At 63.3% G+C, this 18002-nt stretch carries 15 protein-coding genes; 8 read left to right on the top strand and 7 right to left on the bottom strand.

All coding sequences use genetic code 11. The annotated features are described in order from the left end of the window. Positions 1–103: 103 nt before the first annotated feature. Positions 104–2638, bottom strand: coding sequence for an ATP-dependent helicase HrpB (hrpB, locus tag PKE98_RS23185; RefSeq protein ID WP_271197790.1), 2535 nt, complete (start codon positions 2636–2638; stop codon positions 104–106). A 224-nt stretch (positions 2639–2862) separates the two neighbouring features. Between hrpB and pmcY the strand changes: the two genes are divergently transcribed. Together pmcY and PKE98_RS23175 are read left to right on the top strand one after the other, a co-directional pair. After that, complete coding sequence (gene pmcY, locus PKE98_RS23180) at positions 2863–3282, top strand: periplasmic Zn2+ metallochaperone PmcY (protein ID WP_271197785.1); 420 nt, start codon at positions 2863–2865, stop codon at positions 3280–3282. Continuing rightward, positions 3279–4169: a cation diffusion facilitator family transporter gene (locus PKE98_RS23175; protein WP_271197784.1), complete on the top strand. Its 891-nt coding sequence runs from the start codon at positions 3279–3281 to the stop codon at positions 4167–4169. The genes pmcY and PKE98_RS23175 overlap by 4 nt, the downstream gene beginning before the upstream one ends. Before the next feature lie 74 nt (positions 4170–4243). Here the strand turns inward: PKE98_RS23175 and PKE98_RS23170 are convergent, their stop codons facing one another. Further along, complete coding sequence (locus PKE98_RS23170; protein ID WP_271197783.1) at positions 4244–5332, bottom strand: DUF6515 family protein; 1089 nt, start codon at positions 5330–5332, stop codon at positions 4244–4246. Between the two features lie 518 nt (positions 5333–5850). On the opposite strand from PKE98_RS23170, the gene PKE98_RS23165 reads away from it, so the two are divergent. After that, a complete protein-coding gene (locus tag PKE98_RS23165) occupies positions 5851–6330 on the top strand; it encodes an Lrp/AsnC family transcriptional regulator (protein WP_271197782.1) in 480 nt (159 codons plus the stop codon). Between the two features lie 119 nt (positions 6331–6449). After that, entirely contained in the window at positions 6450–6653 is a 204-nt protein-coding gene (locus tag PKE98_RS23160) for a DUF2788 domain-containing protein (protein WP_108096231.1), read from the top strand. Between the two features lie 66 nt (positions 6654–6719). Here the strand turns inward: PKE98_RS23160 and PKE98_RS23155 are convergent, their stop codons facing one another. Then, positions 6720–7340, bottom strand: coding sequence for a pseudouridine synthase (locus PKE98_RS23155; protein WP_271197781.1), 621 nt, complete (start codon positions 7338–7340; stop codon positions 6720–6722). A 144-nt stretch (positions 7341–7484) separates the two neighbouring features. On the opposite strand from PKE98_RS23155, the gene ahr reads away from it, so the two are divergent. Both ahr and PKE98_RS23145 read left to right on the top strand, forming a co-directional pair. After that, entirely contained in the window at positions 7485–8513 is a 1029-nt protein-coding gene (gene ahr / locus PKE98_RS23150; protein ID WP_271197780.1) for an NADPH-dependent aldehyde reductase Ahr, read from the top strand. Between the two features lie 83 nt (positions 8514–8596). Further along, positions 8597–9631, top strand: coding sequence for an MBL fold metallo-hydrolase (locus tag PKE98_RS23145; RefSeq protein ID WP_271197779.1), 1035 nt, complete (start codon positions 8597–8599; stop codon positions 9629–9631). Positions 9632–9753: 122 nt separating this feature from the next. On the opposite strand, the gene amn is transcribed toward PKE98_RS23145, so the two are convergent. The 4 genes from amn to PKE98_RS23125 form a co-directional block, all read right to left on the bottom strand. Further along, positions 9754–11226 carry an AMP nucleosidase gene (gene amn, locus PKE98_RS23140; RefSeq protein ID WP_373877907.1) on the bottom strand — a complete coding sequence of 491 codons (1473 nt, stop codon included), beginning with the start codon at positions 11224–11226 and terminating at the stop codon, positions 9754–9756. A 137-nt stretch (positions 11227–11363) separates the two neighbouring features. Further along, positions 11364–13019 (bottom strand): acyl-CoA dehydrogenase family protein, encoded by a 1656-nt coding sequence (locus PKE98_RS23135; protein WP_271197777.1) that lies wholly within the window; start codon positions 13017–13019, stop codon positions 11364–11366. Then, on the bottom strand, positions 13016–13657 hold the full coding sequence (locus PKE98_RS23130) for a TetR/AcrR family transcriptional regulator (protein ID WP_271197776.1): 642 nt from the start codon (positions 13655–13657) through the stop codon (positions 13016–13018). Before PKE98_RS23130 ends, PKE98_RS23135 begins: the two co-directional genes overlap by 4 nt. Positions 13658–13881: 224 nt before the next feature. Next, on the bottom strand, positions 13882–16284 hold the full coding sequence (locus PKE98_RS23125) for a hybrid sensor histidine kinase/response regulator (protein ID WP_271197775.1): 2403 nt from the start codon (positions 16282–16284) through the stop codon (positions 13882–13884). Between the two features lie 279 nt (positions 16285–16563). Between PKE98_RS23125 and PKE98_RS23120 the strand changes: the two genes are divergently transcribed. Beyond that, complete coding sequence (locus PKE98_RS23120) at positions 16564–17361, top strand: hydroxymethylpyrimidine/phosphomethylpyrimidine kinase (RefSeq protein ID WP_271197774.1); 798 nt, start codon at positions 16564–16566, stop codon at positions 17359–17361. Further along, on the top strand, positions 17358–17987 hold the full coding sequence (gene thiE, locus PKE98_RS23115; protein ID WP_271197773.1) for a thiamine phosphate synthase: 630 nt from the start codon (positions 17358–17360) through the stop codon (positions 17985–17987). The genes PKE98_RS23120 and thiE overlap by 4 nt, the downstream gene beginning before the upstream one ends. Positions 17988–18002 lie beyond the last annotated feature (15 nt).

Here is an 18002-nt window from a genome sequence, read left to right as displayed (position 1 = left end):
CAAGCTGCTGCACATCGCCTATGGTGTACTCAAATCGGGACAACCCTTCGATGTGCAAAAGGCGCTTGCCCACTGATGGGCAAGACGGTATCTACGAAGCAATTCAGCGTCTGGGCTTGGCCCTCGCAGTCGGCTCGGCAATCAGCGGGTCGTCCGGCCAGTAGTGCTTGGGATAGCGGCCCTTCAATTCCTTCTTCACCTCGGCGTAGGTGCTGCGCCAGAAGTTGGCCAAATCCTGCGTCACCTGCACCGGCTTACGTCCTGGTGACAGCAGATGCAGTTTCACCACCTGGCGGCCGCCGGCAATGCGCGGCGTATCGGCCAGGCCGAACAGTTCCTGCATGCGCACCGCCAGCACCGGCGGCTCTTCGTTGTAGTCGATGCCGATGCGCGAGCCGGACGGCACTTGCACGGCCTTGGGCGCGAGTTCTTCCAGGCGCTGCGGCAGCGGCCAGGGCAGCAAGGTTTGCAGCATGTTGTGCAGGTCCAGATTGCCGAAGTGACTCAGGCGGGTGACCTTGCCAAGGTACGGTTGCAGCCACTTTTCCAGGCTCGCCAGCAACGCCGCGTCGCTGACATCCGGCCATTCGCTGCTGCTGCCGCCAGCCAGATCCAGCCGTCGCAACAGCGCAATCCGCGCCTGCCATTGGCGCAGCTCGGGCGTCCAGGGCAACAGTTCCAAACCTTTTCGCCGCACCAGGCCTAGCAACGCGCGGCTGCGGGTGGTTTCGTCGAGGTCCTTGAGCGGCTCGCGGTTGAGCACCAGTTCGCCGACGCGCCATTGCCGTTCGGCTTTCAGCGCGCCTTCACGTTCGTCCCATTCCAGTTCTTCGCGCACGCTGACTTGTTCACGCAGCACGCTGTCGAACAGCGCCGGGTCCAGCTCGGCGGCGAGGTAGATACGCTCTTCACGCTGGCCCTGACGGCTGCCCAGCTCGGCCACCACCAGCCAGGGTTGTTTCATCAACGCATCCGGTTCACCAAACTGCGCGGCGCGGCCATTGGCCAGGCGGTATTCGCCACCGCCGGCACGCCGCTGTTGGGCCACGCGGTCGGGATAGGCAAAGGCCAGCAGCGCGCCCAGCCAGCGCGGGTGCTCGGGATCACTGACTGGCTCGGTGGGCTTGCCGCGAAGGTAGCTGCGAAATTGTTTGGCCAGCTGCCGCGCCCGCTGCACACCGCCCTGCCCGCCTCGCTGACCACGCTCTTCGCCGCTGAGCAGGGCCAGGCGGCTATGCAAGTCTGCGCCGCCACCGCGTTGGATATCGCGTTCGCCGAGCAAGGCCGCCACGTCGCAAGCCAGGTTGCCGAGGCCCAACGCTTGGCCGCGCAATAGCAAATGGGCGATGCGCGGATGGGCCGGCAGTTCGGCCATGGCCTGGCCATGGGGCGTCAGTTGGCCGTTGGGCTGCAGGGCGCCGAGGCGCACCAGCAGGTCTTGCGCCTGGGCATAGGAGGCACTCGGCGGCGCATCCAGCCAGGTTAGTTCTTGCGGGGTCACGCCCCAGCGCGCCAGTTGCAAGGCCAAGCCGGCAAGGTCGGCTTGTAGAATTTCGGCACTGCCGTAGGCGGCCATTTGCTCGTGCTGCGCTTGCGACCACAGGCGATAACAGGCACCCGGCTGCAAGCGTCCGGCACGGCCGGCGCGCTGGGTGGCGCTGGCGCGGGAAATGCGTTGGGTGTCCAGGCGGGTCATGCCGCTGCCGGGGTCGAAACGCGGCACGCGGGCAAAGCCGGCATCCACCACCACGCGCACGCCGTCGATGGTCAGGCTGGTTTCAGCGATATTGGTGGCGAGCACCACTTTGCGTTTGCCGGCCGGCGCCGGCTCGATGGCGGCGCGCTGAGCCTTGAGGTCGAGTTCCCCGTGCAATGGGCACAACAAAACATCGGGCTGGCCTTGCAGGGCTTCGGCCAGTTGGTCGTTAACCCGACGAATCTCGCCCTGCCCCGGCAGAAACACCAACACGCTGCCGGGCTCGTCGTTCAGAGCTTGCAGCACGGTTTGCACGGCGCGTGGCTCCAACCCTTCTTTGGCGTAAGGGCCACCCGGCTGGAACGGCCGGCCCCAATGCGTTTCCACCGGATACATACGCCCTTCGCTGCGCACCACCGGCGCGTTATCCAGCAGCGCGGACAAGCGCTCGCCTTCCAGCGTGGCCGACATCAGCAGCACTTTCAGCGGCGGGTCATCGCGCAGCAAGGCGCGGCCATTGAGGGTGAGGGCCAAGGCCAGGTCGGCGTCCAGGGAGCGCTCGTGGTATTCATCGAAGATCACCAGGCCGACCCCCTCCAGCGCCGGGTCGTCCTGCAATCGCCGCGCAAGAATGCCCTCGGTCACCACTTCGATGCGGGTGGCCGCGCTCACCTTGCTTTCCAGCCGAATGCGATAACCGACCGTGCCACCGACCGCTTCGCCCAACTCGCTGGCCAGCCGTTCGGCCGCGGCACGCGCTGCCAGGCGACGGGGTTCGAGCATGATGATCGACTGCCCCGCCAGCCAGCTTTCATTGAGCAACGCCAAGGGCACGCGGGTGGTTTTACCGGCACCGGGCGGCGCTTCCAGTACGGCCTCGTGGCGTTCGGCGAGCGCGGCACGCAGGGCGGGTAAAACGGCGTCGATGGGCAGTGGAGTCACGGACATGGAAAGGTCATTGGCAACAGGCAAAGTGAGGCGGCGAGTATAACGGCGAACTTTCCCTCGTAACCTCGGGTCGTAGGGCGAATATCCGCATTGCGGATATCCGCCGTCTCACCCATCGCAGCGGCGGATACCGCCACAGGCGGTATTGGCCATACCCCCATGCAAGTGCATTACGAACGCTTGTATAGTTGCGCAACTTTTTCCATGGAGATGCAGTTATGCACATGAAGTCTCGTGTTATTGGCGGTGCCTTGATCGTTGCCTTGCTCACCCAGCTGAGCGCGTGCGGCAGCATCTTTTTCCCTGATCGTCGTGGCCAGATCGAGGGCAAGATCGACCCGGTAGTGGCTGGCCTCGATGCCATCGGCCTGCTGTTCTATATCATCCCTGGCCTCATCGCCTTCGGCATCGACTTCGCCACCGGCGCCATCTATTTCCCCGAAGGCCAGAGCGCACAGATCGACCCGCAGAAACTGCAGGACACCATCGGCACTGATGGCAAAGTCGACAACGTGCGCCTCAAAGCCCTGATCGAAAGCGAAACCGGCCGCTCCCTGCCGCTGGATGATCCACGCCTGATCCAGCACAAAGGCAGCCTGCAACAACTGGCCGCGTTCGGTCTGCAACCAGCCGCATGAAACTGAGCCAGGCGCACGAGCGCCTGCTACGTCAGGCCACCTTGGCCTCGCTGTCGGTGGCGATCATTCTGATTGTCGCCAAAGGCGTGGCCTGGTGGTTGAGCGGTTCTGTCAGCCTGTTGGCCGGGCTGACCGACTCGCTGCTCGATGGCGCCGCCTCGCTGCTCAACCTGCTGGCCGTGCATTACTCGCTGCGCCCCGCCGATGACGATCATCGCTATGGCCATGGCAAAGCCGAAGCGTTATCGGCCATTGCCCAGGCGTTGTTTATTGCCGTGAGTGCGGTGCTGGTGGCGATTCAGGCGGTGGAGCATTTGCGCCACCCCGAGCCGCTCGGCTCGCCCGAGTTGGGCATTGCGGTGATGCTGCTGTCGCTGGCGCTAACCGTCGCCTTGCTGGCGTTCCAGTACCGGGTTATCCGCATTACCGGCTCTACGGCCATTCGTGCCGACTCCCTGCACTACCGCTCCGACCTGCTGCTCAACGGCAGCATTCTCGCTGCCCTGGTGCTGGCCTGGTTCGGCTGGCAGCAACTGGATGCGTTGTTTGGGTTGGCGATTTCGGTCTACATCCTGTGGAGTGCCGTACAGATCGTGCGTGAGGCGATTGCGGTGCTGATGGATCAAGAGCTGCCGCCGGACGTTAGCGCGCAGATGCTGGAACTGGCGTGTGCGGTGCCCGGCGTACTTGGCGCCCACGACCTGCGCACGCGCATTTCCGGCTCGCACTGGTTTGTGCAATTGCACCTGGAGTTGCCGGGGGACTTGAGCCTGACAGTGGCGCATGACCTGTGCGAGCAGGTAGAGAGGGCGATTATTGCGGCCTATCCCCGAGCGGAAGTGCTGGTGCACGCCGACCCGCAAGAAGTGGTCAAACCTCGACCGTAAGGTGTGCTGTGCGCACCCTTGCGATCACCGCGCAACCGCAAGGGTGCGCCTAGCACACCCTACAAAAACCGATCTCAATTCACGCTATAACCGCGCCCTGCCAAACACGCACCCAGTGAGCGACGATAGATGTCCGCCACATTCGGCGCTGGGGCATAGGCCGCTTGCGAGGGGTCGAAACCGCTCTGGTTGACGGCCCAGCGGTGACAGTCGTAACGGTCCTGGGCGATCTGCGCTTGGCCCTGGCCACGGGCCGGGTACGCCACCACGTCATAACCATTGCCCTGCCAGCCGTTGTTGCTGGTGACTTGCGTAGGCGGGCTGGTGACCACGTACTCCTGGCGATCGGCCTGGTAGAGGTAGTAGGTGCCGGCGGCAATGAAGTACAGCGCGCTGCCGATCCACAGTTGTTCGGCGTAGGACGGCAGAGTGCGCACGCGCACGCCGTAGGGGGGCGTCACAACGATATAGCTTGGGCCATAGGGGCGGTACCAGTAGCCGTCGGCGTAGTAGTAGTCGATACCGCCGTGGGGCACACGCCAGCGACCCTGGGGAATGTGCTCGACCCGATAGCCCGGCTGCCAGCGGGGGCCGGGGCCCCAGCCGCCACTTGGGCGGCCGCCATGCCATTGGTTGCCGGGCGGTGGCGGCGACTTGGCGCCTACCTGGCCAACTGGCCCTTTGGAGCCGCGCGAGTCGTTGTTGCCAGGGCGGCCATGGTCATCGTCATCGTCGTCACGACCGCCGCTATGGCCATTGCCATTGCCGTTGTAGCCGCCGTTGCTGTAGCCGCCATTGTGGTAGCCGCCGCCGTTATAACCGCCGTTGTAGCCTCCACCGTTGCCATTGTTATGGCCCTGGTTATAGCCGCCCTGATTGTGGCCATTACCGTAACCACCCCGGTCGTCACGCGGCGCTGGCGTACTGCCCCCCAGCACGCGAGCGGGGCCTTGCACGCCTTGCTGTTGTTGCGGACGGCTCTGGCCGCCGCCTTGATTACCGCCCCCCTGATAACCACCAGAATTGCTACGCCCCTGATCACGTTGCGAGCCACCGCCGCCCAGTACCGAACGCGGGTCCGGGCCGTCATCGGCCAGGGCGCTGCCAAACATCGCCAGGGAAAGCACGCTTACACCTGCCAGGCGCCAGATCTGCGACTTCATGAACTTCTACTCCGAGGGGGGCGATTACCGCCAATGGCCTAGCGCTCATTATCGTTGAGCGGAGGGCTGTTGTAGCCGATCGGTAACAACTTCGACAACGGCCAAATACGGAGTTGCATCGGCCAGCACACCTGAAGAAAAAATATCTGCTTTCCATCATTCGAGATTGAGCGGCGGGCCATGCCCCCAACGCTATTTTGTGCACGCAGCAAAAAGGGGCCTTGAAGGCCCCTTGGTTTTTTCTGTCCGCTGCAAGCGATTGTGTCGCTGCCTGTGTCGCCCGCCTGGTTGGGCAGTGCGGACCCGGCTGCCGTGGGCGACCCGGTGGGGTCGGCGGCTCTGGCGCGCCTGATTGGGCGGGCCAGTTGGACTTGCGTCCGGGTCATTTAACGTGGGGGAAAGTGTAGGCCTGGGCGAACGACAGATGATTGCGAATATTGCTGATAGAGTTATGACTTGCGCAATCTTTCCTCACTAACGCACCATGCTGCGCAATCAGAACCGAAAGGAGCGCCATCTTGAACAACCTGGACCGCTACGACCTGAATATTCTTGCGGAACTGCAGCGCGATGCGCGCATCTCCAATCAAGAGCTGGCCGAACGCATCGGCCTGTCGCCCTCGCCCTGCTCGCGACGGGTAAAACAACTGGAAGACGACGGGTACATCCTCCGTCAGGTGGCGCTGCTGGATCGCAAGAAACTGGGTTTGAGCCTCACCGCTTTTGTGAATATCGGCATGGACCGCCATACCCCCGAGCGTTTCGAGCATTTTGAATCGGTGATCAGCCAATGCCCGGAAGTGCTGGAGTGCAGCCTGGTGACGGGCATGGACGCCGACTACCAACTCAAGGTGGTGGTGCCGGACATGGACCACTATCAGAAATTTCTGCTCGGCCAACTCACCCGCATTGAAGGGGTGACCAGCGTGAAGTCGAGCTTTGTACTCAACCAGGTGATTTCCAGCACGCAACTGCCGTTGCAGCACCTGCGCAGCTAGTGGGTGTGCGGCGACGAAGCAGAGGCCCTGGCACGTGGCGCTGGCGTATAATCGCCGGCCTTGACCCGGCCGTACGGCCTGGGCGATGCATTCAAGTCTGGTGAATACCCGAGGTTGTGATGGAACCGGAAAAGTTTGAAGAGTGGATGATGATCATCCTGGTCGGCGGCCTGGTGGCCTTTATGGGGTTTATCGTCTGGGACCTGGCGAAAAAATCCAAAGCCGGCAAATACGGCACCATGGTTCTCTTTCTGGCACTAGGCCTGGGCGTGCTGGGCTTTATCATCAAGACTGTGGTGATCGGAAGCCTGGAAGGTTTCTAAGCGTGCTGGGTGTGCTCCGCGCACCTTGCGCTTCATGTGAGAACGCAACGGTGCGCGGCGCGCACCCTACAAGAGCGGTTCCGCCTCTAGCCATTCGCCCAACCCCAACCCTTCAATACTCCACGGCCCGATCCTAACCCGCACCAAGCGCAGCGTCGGCAATCCCACCGCCGCCGTCATCCGCCGCACCTGGCGATTGCGCCCTTCCTTGATCACCAGCTCCAGCCACGCCGTGGGAATGCTTTTACGAAACCGCACCGGCGGAGTGCGCGCCCACAAATCCGGCTCGGGCAACTGCCGCGCCTGGGCCGGTAACGTCGGCCCGTCATTGAGCTCCACGCCATCGCGCAGGCGCTGCAGCTGCTCTTCGCTTGGCTCGCCTTCCACTTGCACCCAGTAGGTTTTGGCCAGCTTGTGCTTGGGGTCGGCAATGCGCGCTTGCAGCTGGCCGTCGTTGGTCAGCAGCAACAGGCCTTCGCTGTCGCGGTCCAGGCGTCCGGCCGGGTATACGCCGGGCACCGGAATAAAATCCTTGAGGGTGCTGCGGCCCTGCTCGTCGTTGAACTGGGTGAGCACGTCAAACGGCTTGTTGAACAACAGCAGTTTCGGCTCGGCCGGTGGTGCCTTGGCAACACGGCGTGGCGCCGGGCGGGCAGTTCGGGCGGGGGGACGAGGTGGGCGCGGCATGGGCAATCCGGGTAACAAACGGGGACGGCACAGTGTAACCCGAGGCCATGCATGCACCATCAGCCTGGCTTATCTCGCTTCATCATTTGCTGTCTATGGTTAATGCTGCTGGGCTGCGCAATACAACAAAAAAAGGACCCCTGCATGAGCACCTCCGACCTTCAGACATTCACCGGTTGGGCCGCCACCGCGCCCAATGCCCCGCTGCAAGCCTACACGTACGACCCGGGCCCTCTGGGCGCCGAGGACGTGGAAGTGGCTGTGGAGTTCTGCGGCATCTGCCATTCCGACCAGTCGATGATCGACAACGAATGGGGCCGCACCCGCTACCCGTTTATTCCAGGCCATGAAGTGGTCGGCACCGTGGTGCGCGTGGGCGACCAGGTACGCGGCCTGAAGCTCGGCCAGCGGGTGGGCATTGGCTGGAACAAAGGCAGCTGCATGCATTGCGCCTCGTGCATGGGAGGTTCGCACCAGCTGTGCCGCACCGTGCAGCCAACCATCATCGGCGGCAACGGCGGCTTCGCCGATCGCCTGCGCGCCCACTGGGCCTGGGCCATTCCGATTCCGGCAGCCATCGACCCAAGCCTGGCCGGCCCGCTGTTCTGCGCCGGCTCCACGGTGTTCAGCCCGCTGGTGGAACTGGATATCAAGCCGACCGATCGCGTTGGTGTGGTGGGCATTGGCGGCCTTGGCCACCTGGCGCTGAAATTCCTCAATGCCTGGGGCTGTGAGGTCACCGCCTTCACTTCCTCGCCCAGCAAGCAGGAGGAAGCCAAACGCTTAGGCGCGCACAACGCGGTGGCCTCCACTGATGCTGCGGCCATGAAGGCGATTGCCGGCACCCTGGATTTCCTTCTGGTTACCGCCAGCGCCGATTTGGACTGGAATAGCCTGATGGCGACCTTGCGCGGCCGCGGTCGTCTGCACTTTGTCGGCATTGTGCCGAGCGCCATTGCGGTCCATGTGTTCAGCCTGATTCCGGCGCAAAAAGCCATTTCCGGTTCGCCGGTTGGCTCGCCGTCCAACATGGCAAAAATGCTCGAGTTCTGCGCCCGTCACCAGATCGTGCCGCAGGTGGAGATGTTCCCGATGAGCCAGGTAAACGAGGCCATCGATCACCTGCGTGCCGGCAAGGCCCGCTACCGCGTGGTGCTGGACGCTAGCAAGTAGTTTGCAAGACATGTAAGGGGGGCAGGCAAACCAAAAGCGCCATGCTAGGTTTGCCTGCATGTACCCCCGTATGAGTTTTCTCAATGCCAAGTAACCTTCGTCCTACATGGTTGCTGAGCCTGCTGACCCTGGCCGGCTGTAATAACTCCGCGTACCAAGGCCCCGTCAGCGATCATTTCGATGGCGAGCGCTTTCACAATATCCAGCCCACCGCCGAGAAAAGCCTGCGTGACCTGCTCAAGTGGCAGCTCAACCGCGAGCGCACCGACGCCTGGGTGGCGCAACCGGCACTGAAAAGCCCACCGGTGGTACGCGAACGGGTGCCCGGCGATGAGTTGCAGGTTACCTATATCAACCACGCCACTGTGCTGTTGCAGCACCAGGGGCTGAATATCCTTACCGACCCGGTGTGGTCCAAGCGCGTCAGCCCGTTCACCTTTATCGGCCCCAAGCGTTTTCAGGAGCCGGGGTTGAGCATTGAACAACTGCCGCCGATTGACCTGATTCTGGTGAGCCACAACCACTATGACCACCTCGACCTGGAAAGCCTGCGCCAGTTGGCCCTGCGTTTTCCCACGGCCAAGGTGGTGACCGGGCTGGGCAACGGCGAGCTGATCAAACAAACCGGTTTTACCGACGTGGCCGAGATCGATTGGTGGCAGGAACTGCCCCTCAGCCCAACCCTCGCCGTGCATGGCGTGCCGGTGCAGCACTGGTCCTCACGCACCCGCGCCGATACCAACCACACCCTGTGGCTGGGCTTTGTGCTGCAAGCACCGAGTGGGCCGATGTTGTTTCCCGGCGATACCGGGCTGGGGCCGGAGTTCAAGTTGATCAACGAACGCTTCGGGCCGATGCGCTTTGCCCTGCTGCCAATCGGCGCCTACGCGCCGCGCTGGTTTATGCGCGACCACCATATGAACCCGGACGATGCCGTACAGGCGCACCGGCAGTTGCAGGCAAAAAACAGCCTGGCAATTCACTTCGGCACCTTCCGCCTTACCGACGAAGGCCAGTTCGCCCCGCCGGCCGATTTGGCGGCAGCGTTGCAGGAACAAGAGGTGGACCCGCAAACCTTCCGCGTGCCGCAGCCGGGCGACACGTGGTTGGTGCCGTAACGCGCGTTCGCGAATAAATCGGTTGGTGCCGTAGGGCGAATATCGCCACGGGCGATATCCGCCGATACACCGATCGCAAATCGGCGGATATCCGCGATGCGGATATTCGCCCTACGCCTCTCTTACCGAAACGGCGGCTCGTCGAAGCTGCGCAGTTTGCGTGAGTGCAGCGAGTCGAGCTGGGTGCGCATCAGGTCCAGTGCGGTGATGCCGATATGCAGGTGCTGGCTCACCGCCCGCTCATAAAACGCCCCCGCCGCGCCCGGCAGTTTGATTTCGCTGTGCAGCGGTTTATCCGATACGCACAGCAGCGTGCCGTACGGCACGCGCAGGCGATAGCCCTGGGCGGCGATGGTGCCGCTTTCCATGTCCACGGCAATGGCCCGGGCCAGGTTGATCAACGGCCGCTCCTGGGCCCAACGCAGTTCCCAGTTACGGTCGTCGTAGGTCAGCACCGTGCCGGTGCGCAGCCGCCGCTTCAGCGCTTCACCTTTCTCGCCGGTCACCGCGGCTGCCGCGTCTTGCAGGGCAAGCTGCACTTCAGCCAGAGCAGGAATCGGAATATTTGGCGGTACCACGCGGTCGAGAATGCCGTCGCGGCGCATGTAGGCGTGGGCCAGCACGTAGTCGCCGATGGTCTGCGACTGACGCAGGCCGCCGCAGTGGCCAATCATCAGCCAGCAGTGCGGACGCAACACGGCCAGGTGGTCGGTGATGTTCTTGGCGTTCGAGGGGCCGACGCCGATATTCACCAGGGTCACGCCATGGCCATCGGCGGCGATCAGGTGGTACGCCGGCATCTGGTAGCGGTGCCACACCACGGCATCGGCCACGGCCTGGGCGTCTTCTTCGGACGTGCCGCGCTCGATGATGACGTTGCCCGGCAACACCATGCGCACAAAGCGCGGGTCGTCGCGCAGTTGCGCCAGGCCGTGGCGGATAAATTGGTCAACGTAACGGTGGTAGTTGGTCAGCAGAATCCACGGTTGTACATGGCGCCAGTCGCTGCCGGTGTAGTGCACCAGACGCCGCAACGAGAAGTCGACGCGCGCGGCGTCAAACAAGGCCAGGGGCAGCGGGTCGATGTTCTGCCAGTCATACAAACCGTCGGCAATGCCATCGGTTGCCGCCGACAGATCGGTGCTGGGGAATACGCGCGACAGCTCGGCCGCCGTAACGCCGGAGCCGGCCAGTTCATCGCCGCCGTCCACCACGTAGGGGTAAGGAATGTTCTGCTGGCTGACGCCGACTTCCACCTGCACGGTGAAGTCGTTCATCAGAGGGCGCAGTTGTTCGAGCAGGTATTTGCGAAACGCCGCCGGGTGCGTGACGGTGATGGCATAGGTACCGGGCACCTGCACTTTGGCGTAGGCGCGGATGGTGGTGGGTACTTCGCCCTGGGTCTGGTAGGTGAGGCGTAATTCGGGATAGCGGAAACGGTCGCGTTGATCGGGCTCGGGTTTGATCCGCTCTTTGAGGTAGGCCTTGAGCGCCTGGCTCAGGCCATCGACGGCCTGTTGGTGCAGCGCGGCCAGGCGGTCCACCGCCTCTTCCGGGGTGTAGGCAATAACAAAACTGTCGGTGTTGCTGGTCACGATCGGCCTTCCTGTCTGGACTCGCATGACGCCTATCTTGCCTGCATCGCCAACAAAAGGCATGCGAGGTTCAGCCTCAGCCGCAATGCTCCTAAATCAACAGCATCGCGGCTGAAGCCGCTCCTACAGGTGCAGCGTTAACCCATCAAATGCGGCGTACTGCGCGCCACCAGGGCTTCTACATCCACGCCCCGTGGCAAGGTGCCGTACACGCGGCCACCCTGGCCGAGCCGGCTGGCAATAAAGGCATCGGCGACTACGGCATTGCCACCTTCGAGCAGCAGTTTGGCCTGCAGGCCGACCGCCACGTCTTCGGTGAGTTGGCGGGCGCGGTATTGGATATCGGTGGTGTCGCGAAAACCCGCTTTCAGGCCTTCGATATGCGCTTTCAAACGCGCGTCGCCATGGCCATCGCCCAGCTCGGCAAATAGCACATCGAGCACACCCGGCTCTTTGGACAGCGCCCGCAGCACGTCCAGGCATTGCACGTTGCCGGAGCCTTCCCATGTGGAGTTCACCGGCGCTTCGCGGTAAAGGCGCGGCAGAATGCTGTCTTCCACATAACCGGCGCCGCCCATGCATTCGGCGGCCTCGTTGATCATGGCCGGGGCGCGTTTGCAGATCCAATATTTGCCCACGGCCGTTACCAGGCGGGCGAACTTGTCCTCTTGCTCGTCGTGGGCGTTATCCAGTGCTTTGGCCATGCGCATGCTCAGGGCGATGGCGGCTTCGCTTTCCAGTGCCAGATCGGCCAGCACGTTCTGCATCAGGGCTTGCTCGCTCAGCACGCGGCCGCCAACACGGCGGTGTGCGCAGTGATGCGCGGCCTGGCTCAGGGCCTGACGCATCAGGGCGCTGGAACCGACCATGCAGTCAAAGCGGGTCATGGACACCATTTCGATAATGGTCGGCACGCCACGGCCTTCTTCGCCGAGCATCCAGGCCAGGGCGCCGCGGTATTCCACTTCGCTGGAGGCGTTGGACCAGTTACCCAGTTTGTTTTTCAGACGCTGGATATAGAACTCGCTGCGCGTGCCGTCAGGGCGATGGCGCGGCAGCAGGAAGCAGCTCAGGCCTTTGTCGGTCTGCGCCAGGGTCAGGAAGGCATCGCACATCGGCGCCGAGCAGAACCACTTATGGCCGACCAGCTCGTACGCCTGGCCAGGGCCCGGCATACCCACGGGATACGCTCGGGTGGTGTTGGCGCGCACATCGGTGCCGCCCTGCTTTTCGGTCATGGCCATGCCGATGGTAGCGCCGGCTTTTTGCCCGATCGGTAGGTTGCGTGGGTCGTACTCGGTGGCGAGGATTTTCGGCAGCCATATCTCCGCCACGTCCGGCTGCATGCGCAGGGCCGGCACGCTGGCGTAGGTCATGGTCAGCGGGCAGCCGCTGCCGGCTTCGGCCTGGCTGTGCATATAAGTCATGGCGGCACGGGCAACGTTGGCACCGGCGCGTGGGTCGGTCCAGGGCAGCGAGGTCAGGCCATGCTCGATGGCCGCAGCCATCAGCTGGTGATAAGCGGGGTGGAACTCGACCATATCGATGCGATGGCCATACCGGTCATGGCTTTTGAACACGGGCTTGTTTTCGTTGGCCAGAAAACCGGCGGCCATCAGCGGGCCGCCGGCCAGGGCACCGTAGGCATCGATACGGTCGTTGGCCCAGGCACCGCCGAAGTGGCGGGTCCATTCCTGCAGCGGCAGGTCGGCGCGGTACAGGTTGATGCCATCCAGTGACGGTGGCTGGTTGCTGACTTCATGGGTTTCAGCGAGCACGGCGTGGCTGTTCATAACGATGACTCCTCGGCCGCAAGGGCGCGCAGACAGAAGGAAACCAGGGCGGCGCTGACGTCCGCCAATTGTTGTGTGGGTTGGCCCGCCTCGCGCGCGGCGCGGGCTTGCGGGGAAAGCGGACCGACTAACGCTTCGCTGATGGCGCCCACCAGGCAGGCGGCGCTGACGGCAACAGACGAGGTGCGAAAGGTGCCGGACTGCACGCCCTGTTCGATGACGGTGCTCAGGTGGGCGGCGTAGGCTTCGCGAAACTCCAGGCGACGTTCGTCGACTTCGGGGTCAACCGGCTCGGCAATTAGCGCAAACGCCAATCGACGGCTCTGCCAGGCACGGGCGGCAAATTGCTGCAGCGCGCCGGCCATGCGCGCGGGCTCGCTGCCGGGCAAATTCAGCGCGGCGGCCATGGCATCCACTTCACGTTGGCTGGCACGGGCAAACACCTCGGCGGCCAATTCACCCTTGCCGCGAAAGTGCCGGTACAGGCTGCCCGTGGCAATGCCCACCCGCTCGGCCAGGGTGGTCATGGTCAGCGCAGCAAAACCACCCTCGACCACTAACAGCAGGGCGCTTTCGAGAATCCGCTCGCGCAGCTCCTGGTCGCGGTCGATACGGGCGGCGCTGTGACGGTAGGCCATAGTCTGAATCCTGATTCATTTGGAAACAGTGAATCATGGTTCAGAGTTTGGATGAAGGGGTATTTCGGTCAAAAAAGGGGGCTTACCGAGACCACTGGCGCCAACTCCGTCATCCCAGCGCAGGCTGGGATCCAGAATGGTGAAGGGGGCCAGCAAGTGATTAAGACGGGAGATGCCGGGCCCCCGCCTACGCGGGGATGACGGAAGGAAGGCGGCGAGGCCGCCTACTCTTGAAGCTCCAAACACAACAACCAGTCGTGCAGCAGCGCCTGCAGCGCTTCAAACTTTACGGGCTTGGCCAGGTAGTCGCTCATGCCGGCGGCCAGGCAGCGTTCGCGGTCGCCGCTGTGGCTGTGGGCGGTGATGGCCAGCACCGGCAGTTCGGCGCAATTGGGCATCGAGCGCAGGGCGCGGCAGGTGGCGAAGCCGTCCATGATCGGCATCTGGCAGTCGAGCAGCACAGCGTCTACAGACTCACGGCGCAGCAGCTCCAGGGCATCGGCACCGTTGTCGGCACAGCGCACGCGGTAGCCGAGTTTGAGCAGCATGCCGCGCATCACCAGTTGGTTGATGCCGTTGTCTTCCACCACCAGCACGGTGCAGTCCTCAGGCCGACGCAGCGCCTGGCCAGTCACTCGGCGTGGCTGTTCGCGCGGGGTAGCACTGGCAGTAGGTGTGGCATTACCGGTGAGAAACAGCGGCACCGTCAGCTCGAAGTTGCTGCCCTCGCCTACTTCCGATTGGTGGCTCAGCCCACCGCCCATCAGGCCTACCAGCTTGCGGCAGATGGCCAGGCCCACACCGAGACCGCCGTATTCACGGGTCATGGAGCCATCCAGCTGATGGAAGCGCTGGTACAAGGAGCCGTCCTGCGGGGTGCTGAAACCGATACCACTGTCGAGCACACCCACCTTCAGAATCAGCCCCTCACGACCGCGTTCGGCAGCCGACACGCGCAAGGTCACCGCGCCACCGGGGGTGAACTTGATGGCATTGTCGAGCAGGTAACCGATGCATTGGCTGAGCTTGCCTGCGTCGCCTTCAAGGGTATCGGGCAAGCTCTCGTCCATTTCCAGGGTAAAACCCAGGCCTTTCTCTTCGGCACGTTGCGCAAACTGCGTGCGCAAGCCGCCGAACAGCCCGCGCAGGCTGAAGGGCTCGCGCCACGGGTAGAGCTTGCCGGCTTGCAGTTCGGTGAGGGTGAGGATGTCGCTGACCATGCGCATCATGTCGCGTGCCGAGGCGCTGGCGGTTTTCTGGTATTGCTCCAGTTCCACGTCCATGGGCACGGTTTGCATCAACTCCAGGGAGCCAATCACACCGTTCATGGGGGTGCGCAGCTCGTGGGTGACGGTGGCGAGGAATTCGTCTTTCAGGCGGTTGCTGTTGGCCAGTTCCAGGTTGAGGGTTTCCAGCTTGCGCCCAGAGTCATAGAGGATGCGCGCGCGCTCTTCCTTCATGGAGTTGATGCGGTCGGCCAGCGCCAGCGACAGCAACCCCACCTCAATGGCCGAGCCGATTTGGCTTGCGTACATGGTGAGGAAAATGTTGGGCAGGTAGCCGAGCACCATCAGGGTGTTGATCACGCCGCCGATCAGAAAGGTGGTCCAGGCGAAGATAAAGTAACGCGCCACCCGCATGCCGCGGCGCCAGGCCAGCAGACCGGCGGAGAACATCACGATGGTGAACAGCAGCGCCAGGTAGGTGGCCAGGCGCAGCGATACGCTGTAGCTCACCGTCAGCGCCAACACCATGACCAACGCACCCACGGCCATAATCCCCAGCAACGTGCGGTCCATCCACCGGCTGTGTTCGCTGGTATGCAGGAAACTGCGGGCAAACTGGCCGCCGAAGAGCGCCGCCGAACCCACCAGAAACGGCGTGGACGCATTGGCCCACCAAGGGTTGTTCGGCCAGAAATACTCGATACCGGCGCCATTGACCGACACCTGATACAGCCCGAACGAGGCGATATAGAGGATGTAGTAGAGGTAGCTGGGGTCGCGCACGCTCAAGAAGATGAACAGGTTGTAGATCAGCATGCCCAGCAGCACGCCATAAATGATGCCCAGCAAGTAGATACGGCCGGGAATCTGCTCCATGTAAGCCTTGGGTGACCACAGGTTTAGCGGCGCCTGGATCGAACCCTGGCTCTGTATGCGCAGATAGACACGCTGGGGTTGGTAAGGCTGCAAGTTGATTTCAAACAGGTAGTTGTTCTGTTTGATCTGCCGGCTTTCGAACGGCAAGGCATCGCCGGTGCGCTGCGCCAGCCGGAAACCGCCGCGGCCGTCGGGCAGATAGAGGTCCAGATGGTCCAGCGGCGGGTACGCCAGCTCCAACAACCACGGCTGTTGGCCGACCAGGTCTTGCGGGCGGTAGGCCAGGTCTACGCGCAACCAGAACACCGAATGGGAATAGCCGGCGTTGAGTACCGGCTTGTCGTGGCGGCGGAAGCTGGCTTGCAGGGCCGCCGAGGTGATGTCGTTGATGGTGGCATCGCCGCGCACATCCTCGAACACGTCCATCTGTTGCCCGAGTACAAGCTGGGTGGTGTGCTCGTCGAACTCGACCGCCTTGGCCAGGTTCGCGAGCAGACACAGAAGAAGAAAAAGACCGTAGCGCATGCTGCCCCGCAATGGCCTGACGCGTGACGTCGGAGCCCCATCTCCGTAACGACATCACCACGCCGACCTGATTTATTCGAAAGGGGCCACTCTAGCATAGCCACATGGCGCTGAAAGCCGCCGCCGGCAAGGCATGGCGGGTGCCAGCAGCAATAGTGGCCACCTGCTGTGGAAAATGCCCGGTGCCCTGCCAAGCGTGGCTGGCATCTCACTGTTGCCCAACTGAAACCACCGCGCTCCCTGCAGCAAAAAAGGTGAAAAGTGATAAGCTCGCGCACCATGACTACCTATACCTCCCGCCCCGTTGTCCTCTGCCTTTCCGGCCACGACCCTAGTGGTGGCGCCGGTCTTCAGGCCGATATCGAAGCTTTGCTTGCCCAAGGCTGCCATGCCGCCCCGGCGGTAACCGCGTTGACCGTGCAAGACACTGTCAATGTCACCGACTTCCGCGTGCTGGATCGCGAATGGGTGTTGGCCCAGGCCGACGCCGTGATCGCCGACCTGCCGGTAGCCGCCGTTAAACTGGGCATGCTCGGCTCGGTGCAGATGGTTGAGACCGTGCTGGAAATCATGCAAAAGCTGCCGGGTGTGCCGCTGGTGTGCGATCCGGTACTGCGTGCCGGTGGTGGCGGCGCGCTGGGCAAGGACGAGGTGGGTTACGCCATGCGCGAGCGCCTGCTGCCGGTGGCGACCATCGCCACGCCGAACCTGCCGGAAGCGCGAATCCTCGCCGAACTGCCGCAGGGCACCGCCGACGAATGTGCCGCCAAATTGCTGCCCTTTATTCAGCACCTGCTGATTACCGGCGGCCATGGCGACGAATCCCAGGTGCATAACCGCCTGTACAGCCGCGACGGCAGCCAGCACACCTTTACCTGCGAGCGCTTGCCGGGCAGTTATCACGGCTCGGGTTGCACCTTGGCCAGCACCCTGGCCGGCCGCCTGGCCCTGGGTGAAAACCTGGCCAGCGCCGTGGAGTCTGCCCTGGCCTACACGTGGCGCACCCTGCGTGATGCCGAACAGCTTGGCCGTGGCCAGTATGTGCCGCGCCGCCTGCCGCTGGACTTCTGTTCATGAGCACGTTGCGCGGTCTCTACGCCATCACCGACAGCCAACTGTTGGCCGGCGGCAAATTGCTCCCTTATGTGGAAGCGGCCCTCGACGGCGGCGCCACGCTGTTGCAGTACCGCGACAAGAGCAGCGACGACGCCCGCCGCCTGCGCGAAGCCCAGGCCCTGAAAACCCTGTGCGAGCGCTATGGCGCCAGCCTGTTGATCAATGACGACGCCGAACTGGCCGCACGCCTGGGCGTGGGCGTGCACCTGGGCCAGGGCGATGGCTCGCTGTCGGTGGCCCGCGCGCTGCTTGGTCGCAATGCCATTATCGGCGGCACCTGCCTGGCACAGGTAGAGCTGGCCGAACAGGCCGCCCGTGATGGCGCCAGCTACGTGGCGTTTGGTCGTTTCTTCAATTCCCAAACCAAACCCGGCGCCCCGGCGGCCACTCTGGAGTTGGTGCAACAAGCCCGCGCGCGGGTGCAACTGCCGGTGTGCGCCATTGGCGGCATCACCCTGGACAACGCCGCGCCCCTGGTGACCGGCGGCGTCAGCTTGCTGGCGGTCATCCATGCCCTGTTCAGCGCCGACACGGCCCAGGAAGTAAACCGCCGCGCCCGCGCCTTCAGTGCGCTGTTCCACGCTTAAACCCGAATCTTGTGG

This window comes from Pseudomonas turukhanskensis, assembly GCF_027922365.1.
GTDB lineage: Bacteria > Pseudomonadota > Gammaproteobacteria > Pseudomonadales > Pseudomonadaceae > Aquipseudomonas > Aquipseudomonas turukhanskensis.
Note: the sequence above shows the minus strand (reverse complement) of the source record. Positions and strands in the feature narration are given on the sequence as shown.